The sequence below is a fragment of the Methylobacterium sp. C25 genome, assembly GCF_021352225.1.
Lineage (GTDB): Bacteria > Pseudomonadota > Alphaproteobacteria > Rhizobiales > Beijerinckiaceae > Methylobacterium.
In genome coordinates this window covers 513,455-525,255 of record NZ_JAAUVI010000003.1, presented here as the reverse complement: position 1 = coordinate 525,255, position 11,801 = coordinate 513,455, and the positions used below count along the sequence as shown (strand labels likewise).

Below are 11,801 nucleotides of genomic sequence, written 5' to 3'. Positions count from 1 at the left end.
GCGGCGGACAACCCTGAAGGGCGGCGCGAGCCGCCCTTTTTCATGCCCGAAGGCGGGGCGTTGCCCATATCAGGGGCGAGCCGAAGAAGGTCCCCTCCGTGCCCGTATCGAGCAACGCTCCACCGCCGATCCCGACAGGCCTCAGAGGCCGCTGCCCGCGCTGCGGCGAGGGTCACATGTTCAACGGCTTCCTGAGCTTCCGGCCGACTTGCGAGGTCTGCGGCCAGGATTTTTCGGCCTTCGACTCGGCCGACGGACCGGCCTTCTTCGTGATGTCCATCGTCGGCGTCGTGGTGGTTGGCCTCGCGCTCTGGATGGAGATCACCTTCGAGCCGCCGATCTGGGTCCATGCCGTCGTCGCCGGATCGCTCTCGATCGGCCTGAGCCTGGCGCTGGTGCGTCCGCTCAAGGGGATGCTCGCCGCCCTACAGTACCACAACAAGGCCGAGCAGGGACGTTTCCGGTCGTGAGTGCCTCGGCTTCACCCCCGGATCGCCGCTGGCGCGGCTTGATCGCTCCCGGCCTCGCCTCGCTCGTTTGCCTCGTGATCCTGATCGGGCTCGGCATCTGGCAGATCGAGCGCAAGGGCGAGAAAGAAGCGCTCATTGCCCGGATCATCGAGCGCTCGCACGAGGATCCACCGGGCGCGCTGCCCGCGCCCGGAGCCTGGGATCCGAAGGCCGACGAATTTCGCCGAGTCCGTGTTAGCGGCACCTTTCAGAACGACAGGGAGACCCTCGTCCACGGCCTTGCCCCCGGCGATTCGCCCGGCCGCGCCCTCCAGGGTTTTTACGTGATCACGCCCCTCGCCCGCTCCGATGGCCCGACGATCCTGGTCAATCGTGGCTTCATCCCGACCGAGCTGAAGAACCCCGCGGACCGACAAGCCGGCCAGATCGCGGGCGAGACCACCGTCATCGGGATCCTGCGTGCCTCGGAGCCGCGCACCATGTTCGTGCCAGCCCCCGATCCGGCCCGCGGCGAGTGGTTCAACCGCGACATCGCCGGCATCGCCGCAGCGAAGGGGCTCGGCGATGTGCCGCCCTACATGATCGAGGTCGACGCAACGGCCAATCCCGGTGGCTGGCCGCGGGGAGGGCAGCTCCGCGTCGATCTCCCGAATAACCACCTGCAATACGCCTTCACCTGGTTCGGCATCGCGGCGTGCCTCGTGGGCGTATTTTCGGTGTTCGCCTGGCGACGGCTGTACGATCCGGCGGAATGACGGAGGAGGGTCAGCGGCAACCCTGCGGCATGACCCCTGCTTGTCCTTCTTAGGCGGCGCGATACCTTTGTATCGGCTGGCCTTGGAGGGTAGCGACGATGCGCAGTCTCGTTGGTGGTCTCTTACTGGTGATGGTGGGCACGGCCGCCTGGGCCGTCGACGACGGAGACCGGAGCGCGGCGCGCGCCACCATCGAGCGGCAGCTCGAAGCCTTCAAGAAAAACGACCCGGCGACCGCCTATGCCCAGGCCGCCCCGCAGATCCAGAGCATGTTCTCGTCGCCCGAGACGTTCATCGCCATGGTCGAGCAGGGCTACAAGCCGGTCCTGCACCCGCGCAGCTATAGCTTCGACAAGACCGAGGACGCTGATGGCGATCAGCTTGCGCAGGCGGTGACGTTGCAGGACGACGAGGGCGTCGACTGGATGGCCCTCTACCTTCTCCAGAAGCAGGCGGACGGTCAGTGGCGCATCACCGGCTGCCACTTGAAGAAGGCGCCGGGCACCAGCGCCTGATCCGCTTCGACAGCCGAACTCCGATCGTGTAGAGCGGGCGCCTTCCCGGAGGCCCCTTTGCTGCACGTCTCGACCCGCGGCGCCGCTGCGCCCTTGAGCTTTTCCGATGCCCTCCTCGCTGGCCTCGCCCGCGACGGCGGTCTCTACGTGCCGGAAAACTGGCCTCAGATTGCGAAATCCGAAATCGCGGCCCTGAGCGGCGTGCGCTACGCCGAGGCAGCCAAGCGCGTGCTGCGCCCGCTCATCGACGGCGAGATCGAGGACAAGGCCCTCGATCGCATGATCGAGGATGCCTATGCGAGCTTCCGTCACCCGGCGATCTGCCCGTTGACCCAGCTCGACGACAATCTCTTCCTGCTCGAGCTTTTCCACGGCCCCACGCTCGCGTTCAAGGACGTGGCGATGCAACTGCTCGGGCGGCTGATGGACCATGTCCTTCGCAAACGCGGCTCGCGGGCGACCATCGTCGGCGCGACCTCGGGCGATACCGGCTCGGCGGCAGTCGAGGCCTTCAAGGGCCTCGATCAGGTCGACGTGTTCATCCTGTATCCGCACGGCCGCGTGTCCGAAGTGCAGCGCCGCCAGATGACGACGGTGTCCTCGCCGAACGTCCATGCGCTCGCCATCGACGGCACCTTCGACGACTGCCAGAACATCGTGAAATCGATGTTCCAGCACGGCGACTTCGCGCGTGACGTGCACCTCTCGGGCGTGAACTCGATCAACTGGGCGCGCGTCGCGGCACAGGCGGTCTATTACTTCACCAGCGCCGTGGCGCTGGGCGGGCCGCATCGCCCAATCTCCTTCGCGGTGCCGACCGGCAATTTCGGCGACATCCTCGCTGGCTGGGTCGCTAAGCGCATGGGCCTGCCGATCGATCGCCTGATGATCGGCACCAACGCTAACGACATTTTGGCGCGGACCCTGGAGCACGGCTCCTATGAGCTGCGCGGCGTACAGCCGACCACCTCGCCCTCGATGGACATCCAGATCTCCTCGAATTTCGAGCGGCTGCTCTTCGAGGCGCTCGGCCGCGATTCGTCCTCACTCAGCCGGCTGATGGACGGGCTGAAGCAATCCGGCGGCTTCAGCCTCGATCCGGCCGTCCTGCAGACCGTGCGCGACGAGTTCGATGCCACCGCCGTCCCGGAACCGGAGGTGGTGGAAGAGATCGCCGGCACCTACCGCAAGACCGGCGTGGTGCTCGATCCGCACAGTGCGATCGGCGTGCGGGCTGGCCGCAAGTTGCTCGAGAAGGATTCCGCGACGCCGGTCGTGGCGCTCGCCACGGCGCATCCAGCCAAGTTCCCGGACGCGGTCTCGTTGGCCACCGGCGCCGGCCGCCCGGCGCTGCCGCCGCATCTCGCCGATCTCCTCGACCGGCCGGAGCTGGTTGCCAATCTCCCGAATGATCAGGCCGCCGTGGAGCGCTACATCCGCGAGCGCGCCCGCATCACGGCAGGTGCTTGATCCGGTCATGAACGAGCATTTCACGACCTTCGGCGCCTCGCCCGACCTTAAGATCGCGCGGCTCTCCAACGGCCTGACCATCGCGACGGAAGCGATTCCCGGCGTGGCGACGGCCTCACTCGGCGTCTATGTCGGCGCCGGCTCGCGCCATGAGCGGCCCGAAGAGCATGGCCTCAGCCATCTCATCGAGCACATGGCCTTCAAGGGCACGCAAACCCGCTCGGCGCGCAAGATCGCCGAGGACATCGAGAATGTCGGCGGCGAGATCAACGCCGCGACCTCCACCGAGAGCACCAGCTACACCGCTCGCATGCTCGGCGAGGATGTCGGCGTCGCCCTCGACGTGCTCGGTGACATCCTGACCCGTTCGACCTTCGAGGCCGGCGAGCTCGCCCGCGAGAAGGGCGTGATCCTGCAGGAATACGCCGCGGTCGAGGATACGCCGGACGACGTGGTCTACGACGCCTTCGTCGAGACGGCCTTTCCTGACCAGCCGATCGGCCGTCCTATCCTGGGCCGGCCCGAGACCATTACGAGCTTCGACCGTGCCGGGATCGAGGCTTTCATCGCCCGCGAATACGTCCCCGAGCGCATGGTGCTGGCCGCCGCCGGCGCCGTGTCGCACGAGGAGATCGTCGAGGCCGGCGAGCGGCTGTTCGGCGGCATGAAGCCGGCTTCGGTGCCGGCTGTCGTGCCGGGCCTCTACGGCGGCGGCGAGCGGCGCATGCAGCGTAAGCTCGAACAGGCCAACCTCGTCCTCGGCCTGCCCGGTCTGTCGTTCCGCGACGACGGCTACTACGCGCTGCACCTCTTCGCGCAGATCCTCGGCGGTGGCCTGACCTCGCGGCTTTGGCATGAGGTGCGCGAGACCCGCGGGCTCGCCTACGACATCCAGGCCTTCCACTGGCCTTTTTCGGATTGCGGCCTGTTCGGCATCGGCGCGGGCACCTCCGGCGCGGATCTGCCCGAACTCGTCGACGTGGCCATCGCTACCACCCGCACAGCGACGGAAGAGCTCGACGAAGCGGAGCTGGCCCGGGCCAAGGCGCAGCTCAAGGTCTCGCTGCTCTCGGCCCTGGAGACGCCCGGTGGCCGCATCGAGCGCAATGCCCGGCAGCTCCTGGCCTGGGGCCGCGTGATCCCCTCGGGCGAAGTCATCGCCAAGGTCGATGCGGTGACGGTGGACGACGTCCGTGCGGCCGGCCGCGCCGTCATCGCCGGTGCGCCGACGCTCGCGGCGATCGGGCCGATCCGCAAGCTGCCGGCGCTGAAGCAGGTTGCGGCGTCCCTCGCCGGATAGCCGGCTCTGGATCTGTGATCCGTACGCGGGTCGATCGATTTACCCGCGAGCGAAGCCATGCGGGTACACACGCGTGCCCGACAAGCATCGATCAAAAACTTTGCCGGCTTGTTCCTCGCTTTGGTTTCGGTTTGTAAGCTGAGCATTAACTGCACATTCATGCCATGCCTGCGACAGCGCCCGCCCCACAAAAAGCAAGGAGCCTAGCACCATGAGATCATCTCTCCTCGGTATCGCCGCCCTCGCCTTCGGCAGCCTCGTCGCTGCTGCGCCCGCTTCGGCCATGCCGCTCGCCGGTGGCATCGCGCCCGGCAGCAGCATCGAGCAGGCTCGGGTCGTGTCCCGTACGGTGATCCGCGGTCCGCGCTGCCGGACCGTCGTCACCAAGCGCCGTGGGCCCATGGGCCGCGTCGTGATCGTGCGCAAGCGTCAGTGCTTCTGATCGACCGACGATCTTTCTCTTCCCAGTAGCGTGAAGAGGACAGCGCTCGCGGCTCAGACCAAGCGTCAGTGCTTCTGATCGACCGACGATCTTTCTCTTCCCAGTAGCGTGAAGAGGACAGCGCTCGCGGCTCAGACATTGCGCATGAAGCCGCGGGCGCGGATCCAGCTCAGGAACAGGTTGGCCCAGGCCGCCGCCGGCATGCCGGGCACGCCGAGGCCAAACCCATGGCCGCCGCGCTCGAATAGGTGCATCTCCACCGGCACGCCGACCGCGCGCAGGGCATTGTACATCCGCAAGGGATGATCGACCGTCCCGACCGGATCGTCCGCGGCTTGCGCCAGGAAGATCGGGGGCGCTCGCTTCGTCACCTGCGAATCAACCGAATAGGCGCGCCTTTGCGCCTCCGACGGGTTCTCGCCCACGAGCACGACGCGGCTGGAGATCGTCCGGTCGAACGGCGCCTTCAGCGTGATGATCGGGTAGATCAGGCCAGCCAGCGCCACATGCGCGCTCTGCTGGTCCGCCTCATCGACGTCGTCGTAGAGATCGACTTCGGAATCGACCGCCGTCTCTCCCATCAGATGGCCGCCGGCAGAAAAGCCGAGCAGACCGATCCGCTCCGAGTCGATGCCGTACTGCGCCGCGTTGGCGCGGATCAGGCGCACCGCTCGCTGCGCGTCCTGGCGCGGCGCATCGGGTCCGTCGCCCCATTTCTCGCTCGGCAGGCGGTAGATCAGCACGAAGACGTGGAAGCCGGCTTTGGCGAGCCAGGCTGCCACAGGCAGGCCTTCACCACTGATGTCGATCCGGCGGTAGCCGCCGCCCGCCGCAACGAGGAAGGCGCCGCCATTCGGCCGCTCCGGCCGGACGACCATGAGGCATGGCCGCGTTACGCCAGTGATCACACCTCCCAGGGTCTCGTCGAAGCGGTAATCACTGCGAAACGGACCGCCACCGCCAGGCGGCAGGCCGGGCCAGAGGTCGATGACTTCGAGTTCGGAGCCCGGTGCCGATTTCGGCAGGGCCTGCACGGTCTCCCGAACAGGCGGCTGCGTCGGGACCTGCGGAAGGGCTTGCATCGCAGGATCGCCGATCGGCCGAAGGGCCCGAACCGTTGGTTCTCCCGGATTCTCCTGAGCTTTCACCCGCTCCGCCGTCAGCAGCGCTGCCGCGGCCGCCATCAGGGCCCTGCGATCGAGCGTCATGAGCGAAGCATCCGAGAATCTCCGAAGGCGCGAGGCTCTTCCTGACAAACGGCTCAGAAGCGCTTGTGATCCTTGCCGAACTGGTCCGTTGCCAGCATCGGGGGGCAGCATGACTGATAAGGCGAGTCTCGCGACGCGTCAGCCTGCGCGCTCGATCATGGAGACGTAGAAGCCGTCGGTTCCTGTGAGCACGGGGCTCATCTGCACGCCGTGACGCGTCAGGCGCACGAAAGGCGCCAGCGCTGATGCGCCCTCCGCCAGAACGGTGGAGGAGTCGATGACGGTGAGATTCCCCAGCCGGCGCTTCAGCAGGCTTGCGACGGCGTCGTCGTTTTCTTCGGGAAGCAGCGAACAGGTGATGTAGACGATGCGCCCACCCGGCCGCACCAGCTGTGCCGCCCGGTCGAGCACCTGCGCCTGTTCGGAGACGCGCAAGGCGAGGCTGTTCGGGCGCAGGCGCCACTTGGCGTCCGGATTGCGCCGCCATGTCCCGGTGCCGGTACAGGGCGCGTCGACCAGTACCCGGTCGACGGTACCATCGAGATCCTCCAGCACGTCCGCCCGAGCGCGGCCCACGCGCGGCGTGCGGATCTCGGCCTCGGCGCCCGACCGGCGCAGTCGCTCGTGGATCGGCGCCAGTCGACGCGGATCGGCATCGGTGGCGATGATGCGGCCCTGGTTCCGCATGAGCGCGGCCAAGCCCAGAGTCTTCCCGCCGCCGCCGGCACAGAGGTCGACCACCGTCTCTCCCGGCTGCGCCCCGGAAAGTCGCGTTGCGAGCTGCGAGCCCTCGTCCTGGATTTCGTAGAGGCCCTCGATGAATTCCGGCTCGACATGGAGTGCCGGCCCCCGCCCATCCTCGCCGAGCGGGATGCGCAGACCCATCGGCGCATGCGGCGTCGGCTCGGGCGAGAGGTGGGCGAGTCGGCTCAGCGCGGCGTCGCGATCGAGCTTCAAGCCGTTGATGCGGATGTCGAGCGGCGCACGCCGGCCCAGAGCGCGCAACTCCGGCAGAAGGTCGTCGCCGAAAAGTCCCTGTAGCGAGGGCAGCACCCAATCCGGCGCGTCGCCCGCGATCGCCGGCGGCGCATCGTCGAGGGTTCCATTCGCGAGGCGCTCCTGCTCGTGGCCGCTCAGCGGCTCCGGCGCGAAGCGCGACCCGTCGAACAATCCGCCGATGGTCGGCGCGGCGAGCCCCCGCTGCAGGCGCAGCATGCCGATCATCACCGCGCGCGGCGTGTCCTCGCCCATGATCCAGGCCGCAGAGGCGCGGCGGCGCAGCCCGTCATAGACCAGGCTCGCGATGGCGGCCCGGTCGCCCGAGCCGGCGAAACGGTGAGCGAGGCCCCAATCCTTGAGGGCATCGGCGGCCGGCCGGCGGCGCGCGGCGATGTCGGCGAGCACCTCGATGGCGGCAGAAAGGCGAGCGGAAGGGGTCAGGATCGGCTCCGGAAAGATCTCGTTGACTCTGCCACGATACGGCCACGCTTAACCCTAGGCTTGGTCACGATACGGCCGAGCTAAAAGCGCGTTCGTCCCTCAAGACATGCGATGAGCCGTTTTCGTCAACGGTTCCCGTATGAGTTCGAGCGGGAGTATCCGATGAAGCCCAGATCGCCCCTGTACCCCCTGGCCGCAGCCTGCCTGTTCGCCCTGGCCGCCGCAGCCTGCTCGCGCGCTCCTGCGGAACCGATCGCGGACCCGGTGCCGCCGCCGCGCCGTCCCTACGACGCGAAGACGCAGCTCGAATACGGCGATCCGCGCCCCGTGGCGCCGCCTCAGCGCTATTGAATCGCGCGCCTTAGGCTGTCGCTGGCCGGCTCGAATAGTTCAAGACCGCATCCCGCGTGCGGTCGATCATCGCCTCGACGACCGCGTAGTAGGCGGCCTGGTCGGGGGCGAGCTTGGCCGCCAGCATCTCGGTTTCGAGGGACGTCTGCAGGTCTGCCATCGCCTCGGTGCGGCTCTTCAGGTCGGCCGAAGCCAGCGCGAACTGGATGATCGTGGCCTGAACTTCCGCCAATTCGTTTCGATCGCTGCGCTCGATCAGCGCGCGCAGAGTCTCGATGCAGTCTGCCTTGGTCATGGTGTCGGCAATCCCAGGTCGCGTGTGCCGGACGAGCGCCGAACGTTGCCCCGCACCCTAACGGGTTGCCGAAGCTTGGCAAACCGCCGCCGGACGGTCATTTCTTCGCGTAGAGGCTCGCGCAGCCGTAATCGGTGTATCTCGCCGGGGCCGGCGAGGCGCCACTACGGGCGCAACGAGCGCCACGCCTGTCGTGAGCGGCGGTCATTGCTTCCTTTGCCGCCAAAGCGAGCGCCGAAGTGCTCAGGAGGCCTCGCGCGCGCGGCGGTTCTGGTAGCTGCGCAGCCCCGTATAGGCCATCTCCAGCAACGGTCGGGGCGAACCCGGCGCGACCTTGACGCCGCGAGCGATCAGGTCGCCGATGATGTGGTCGGCCTCGACGCGGGCGCCGCCCTCGATGTCGCGCAGCATCGACGCGGTCATCGGCGCGCCTTCGGTGGTCAGTGTCTTGCGCGCGCCCTCGAACACCTTCTCGCGCGGACCGTAGCCGGAGCCGACGGCCACCGCCCGGCATTCGTCATGCAGCCCTTCGATGAGGGCCTTGCCCCCGGGAGCGGCGAGAATGTCGCCAATCGCGGCGCGCATCAGGGTGGTGCTGCCTGCGAGCGTCGCCAGAAAAACCCACTTCTCCCACATCTCGAGCAGCACCTTGTCGCTCGACCGGGCCTGGAAGCGCACGCCCTCCATCAGCGCCTCGATGGCCTGGATGCGCGCGGACCGTGAGCCGTCGCGCTCGCCGTAGGTCAGCGAATGCAGGTCGGTCATCTGGCGGATCTCGCCGGCCTTGGTCATCGTCCCGACGATGGCGCAGCTGCCGCCGAGCACGCGCTCTGCGCCGAATTTCGCGTCGAGGGCGTCGAGGTGGTTCATGCCGTTCAGGATCGGCAGCACCGCGGTCTGCGGTCCGACAGCCGGCGCGGCATCCGCGATGGCGTTATCGAGGTCGTAGGCCTTGCAGGACAGGAGCACGAGATCGAACGGCCCGGCACTCGCGAGCGTGTCGGCAGTGACGGTCTGCGGGGCATCGATCTTATAGTCGCCGACCGGGCTTCGGATCTGGAGGCCCTCTGCCGCAAGCTTCTCGGCCCGCGCTTTCCGGACCAGGAAGGTGACGTCGCGCCCGGCCTCGACAAGCCGTGCGCCGAAATATCCGCCGGTTGCACCTGCGCCGACTACGAGAACCCGCATCGTCATCCTCCGCCTGTTTCCGCGTCTCTATGCAGCCTTCGGCCCCCGGCGCAACAACGCCTCATCATTCCGGGGCGGCGATAGCACGACGGCGTTCGGAAGCCGCGCATCGAGGGCGGATTGCGGGTTCGCTTTCGACACTCTCGAATGGCGGGGGGTCTGAACCCCGCACCGGTCACGTGTGAGCAACGGCACGGCGAAGCTTCATATGTGCGACAAAGCGTTCGCTCTCACAGAGGGCGCCCCCTATAGGGAAAGTCCCTGCGATTCTCCTGCTTGCGGATTATCAATATCCGGAGAGGTGAAGGGAGGTCGCATTTGAAGAATTCGAGATGGCTTCAGGCAACGGGCCGTTCGGCCCGCCGTCTTGGCTGTCCGAATGACAGGGAGGACTGAGCGTTGAAGATCGTGAACTTGATCGTTGCGGTAGCTTTGGCCGGCGGGGTGGCTGCTTGCTCGAAGAGCAACGAGTGCACTCCCGATATGATCACCAAGAAATCGCAGGAGCTGATGACCGCAATTCAGCAGAAGATCACCGCCGACCCGGCGAGCGGTCAGGAGCTGATGAAGAAGTTCCAGGAGGTCGGCGCGAAGTTCCAGGCGGCAGGCAACAATGCCCAGGCCTGTCAGGCCTATGACGAGTTGCTCAAGACGGTGAAGTAGGCGCCGTCACACCGTCCGGCAGTCGGAAACCCGGTCGCCGGACGGACTGGAAGCCCTTACCGGCTCGGGTAGTTCGGCGTCTCGCGGGTGATGGTCACGTCGTGGACGTGGCTCTCGCGCAGGCCCGCATTGGTGATGCGGATGAACTGGGCCCGCTCCTGCAACTCCGGCACCGTCGGCGCGCCGACATAGCCCATGGCCGCCCGAAGGCCGCCGGCGAGCTGGTGAAGCACCGCCGAGACCGGACCCTTGTAGGGAACCTGGCCCTCGATGCCCTCGGGCACGAGCTTGTGGGTGTCGTTGACCTCGGCCTGGAAGTAGCGGTCGGCCGAGCCGCGGGCCATGGCGCCCACCGAGCCCATGCCGCGATAGCTCTTGTAGGAGCGGCCCTGGTACAGGAAGACGTCGCCGGGCGCCTCGTCGGTGCCGGCGAGCAGCGAGCCCAGCATGGCTACCGAGGCGCCGGCCGCGATCGCCTTGGCGAGGTCGCCGGAATACTTGATGCCGCCATCGGCGATCACGGGAATGTCGGCTTCGTGACCCGCTTCCACCGCCTCCATCAGGGCGGTGAGCTGCGGAACGCCGACGCCCGCGACGATGCGGGTGGTGCAGATCGAGCCCGGGCCGATGCCGACCTTGATGGCGTCCGCGCCGGCATCGATCAGCGCCTTGGCGCCGTCGCGCGTGGCGACGTTGCCGGCGATGATCTGCACGGCGTTCGAGAGCGACTTCACCCGGCGCACGGCGTCGAGCACCTTGATCGAATGGCCGTGGGCGGTGTCGACCACCACCACGTCGCAGCCGGCATCGATCAGGCGCTCGGCGCGCTCGAAGCCACCGTCACCCGTCGTCGTCGCGGCGGCGACGCGCAGGCGCCCCTGCTCGTCCTTGACGGCGTTGGGGTGGGCGACCTGCTTCTCGATGTCCTTGACGGTGATCAGGCCGATGCAGCGGTAGTGGTCGTCGACCACCAGGAGCTTCTCGATGCGGAACTGGTGCAGCAGGCGCTTGGCCTCGTCCTGCGTCACGCCCTCGCGCACCGTGATCAGCCGGTCCTTCGTCATCAGCTCGGAGACGGGCTGGCCGAAATTGGTGGCAAAGCGGCAGTCGCGGTTGGTGAGAATGCCGACGAGTTTTCCGCGCGAGCCGTTGGGGCCGCGCTCGACCACCGGGATGCCGGAGATGCGGTTGGCCTTCATCACCTCGAAGGCGTCGGCCAGGGTCTCGTCGGGGAAGATGGTGATCGGGTTCAGCACCATGCCCGACTCGTATTTCTTGACGAGGCGGACCTGCTCGGCCTGTTCCGGCGGCTCCAGGTTGCGGTGGATCACGCCGAGGCCGCCATTCTGCGCCATGGCGATGGCCATGGGCGCCTCGGTGACCGTGTCCATGGCCGAGGAGACGATCGGCAGGTTCAGCCGGATGGTGCGGGTGAGCCGCGACGCAATGTCGACCTCGCCGGGCATCACGGAGGAGGCCGCGGGACGCAGAAGGACATCGTCGAAGGTCAGGCCCTCGATGATGGATTCCGCGCTGATCAGGGCCATGTGCCAACTCCGGTGATGTGAAGGTCGGCCGCGCGGTTTTTGCGTCGCGTCGACGGTCTCAGGTTGGCGCGTGCCAGTATCATGCGGAACGGCCCCGCGCAAAGACGCGAATGCGCAGATGCCATGTTCTGGACACGGGGAAATGACGCGCACGGCT

13 protein-coding genes are annotated in these 11,801 nt (G+C 67.4%); 8 read left to right on the top strand and 5 right to left on the bottom strand.

What is annotated here, in order from left to right:
- Positions 1-98 precede the first annotated feature (98 nt).
- From HCU64_RS12350 to HCU64_RS12325, 6 genes are all read left to right on the top strand, one after another.
- Entirely contained in the window at positions 99-470 is a 372-nt protein-coding gene (locus tag HCU64_RS12350; protein ID WP_233384206.1) for a DUF983 domain-containing protein, read from the top strand.
- Entirely contained in the window at positions 467-1,225 is a 759-nt protein-coding gene (locus HCU64_RS12345; RefSeq protein WP_233384205.1) for an SURF1 family protein, read from the top strand. Before HCU64_RS12350 ends, HCU64_RS12345 begins: the two co-directional genes overlap by 4 nt.
- Positions 1,226-1,323: 98 nt before the next feature.
- Complete coding sequence (locus HCU64_RS12340) at positions 1,324-1,740, top strand: DUF4864 domain-containing protein (RefSeq protein ID WP_233384204.1); 417 nt, start codon at positions 1,324-1,326, stop codon at positions 1,738-1,740.
- Between the two features lie 57 nt (positions 1,741-1,797).
- Positions 1,798-3,210 carry a threonine synthase gene (gene thrC, locus HCU64_RS12335; RefSeq protein ID WP_233384203.1) on the top strand — a complete coding sequence of 471 codons (1,413 nt, stop codon included), beginning with the start codon at positions 1,798-1,800 and terminating at the stop codon, positions 3,208-3,210.
- Between the two features lie 7 nt (positions 3,211-3,217).
- Positions 3,218-4,510 (top strand): M16 family metallopeptidase, encoded by a 1,293-nt coding sequence (locus HCU64_RS12330; protein ID WP_233384202.1) that lies wholly within the window; start codon positions 3,218-3,220, stop codon positions 4,508-4,510.
- 211 nt (positions 4,511-4,721) lie between these two features.
- Positions 4,722-4,952 carry a hypothetical protein gene (locus HCU64_RS12325; protein ID WP_233384201.1) on the top strand — a complete coding sequence of 77 codons (231 nt, stop codon included), beginning with the start codon at positions 4,722-4,724 and terminating at the stop codon, positions 4,950-4,952.
- Between the two features lie 131 nt (positions 4,953-5,083).
- Here the strand turns inward: HCU64_RS12325 and HCU64_RS12320 are convergent, their stop codons facing one another.
- Together HCU64_RS12320 and HCU64_RS12315 are read right to left on the bottom strand one after the other, a co-directional pair.
- A complete protein-coding gene (locus tag HCU64_RS12320; RefSeq protein WP_233384200.1) occupies positions 5,084-6,160 on the bottom strand; it encodes an alpha/beta hydrolase in 1,077 nt (358 codons plus the stop codon).
- A gap of 138 nt (positions 6,161-6,298) precedes the next feature.
- Complete coding sequence (locus tag HCU64_RS12315; RefSeq protein ID WP_233384302.1) at positions 6,299-7,600, bottom strand: RsmB/NOP family class I SAM-dependent RNA methyltransferase; 1,302 nt, start codon at positions 7,598-7,600, stop codon at positions 6,299-6,301.
- 162 nt (positions 7,601-7,762) lie between these two features.
- Here HCU64_RS12315 and HCU64_RS12310 point away from each other — a divergent pair, with 162 nt between their 5' ends.
- A complete protein-coding gene (locus HCU64_RS12310; RefSeq protein WP_233384198.1) occupies positions 7,763-7,951 on the top strand; it encodes a hypothetical protein in 189 nt (62 codons plus the stop codon).
- A 10-nt stretch (positions 7,952-7,961) separates the two neighbouring features.
- Here HCU64_RS12310 and HCU64_RS12305 read toward each other — a convergent pair whose 3' ends face one another.
- Positions 7,962-8,246: a hypothetical protein gene (locus tag HCU64_RS12305; protein ID WP_233384197.1), complete on the bottom strand. Its 285-nt coding sequence runs from the start codon at positions 8,244-8,246 to the stop codon at positions 7,962-7,964.
- Between the two features lie 243 nt (positions 8,247-8,489).
- Positions 8,490-9,434, bottom strand: a complete 945-nt coding sequence (gene panE, locus HCU64_RS12300; protein WP_233384196.1) for a 2-dehydropantoate 2-reductase — start codon at positions 9,432-9,434, stop codon at positions 8,490-8,492.
- A gap of 399 nt (positions 9,435-9,833) precedes the next feature.
- Between panE and HCU64_RS12295 the strand changes: the two genes are divergently transcribed.
- Entirely contained in the window at positions 9,834-10,097 is a 264-nt protein-coding gene (locus HCU64_RS12295) for a hypothetical protein (RefSeq protein ID WP_267922297.1), read from the top strand.
- Positions 10,098-10,153: 56 nt separating this feature from the next.
- Here the strand turns inward: HCU64_RS12295 and guaB are convergent, their stop codons facing one another.
- A complete protein-coding gene (gene guaB, locus HCU64_RS12290) occupies positions 10,154-11,644 on the bottom strand; it encodes an IMP dehydrogenase (protein ID WP_233384195.1) in 1,491 nt (496 codons plus the stop codon).
- Positions 11,645-11,801: the final 157 nt, after the last annotated feature.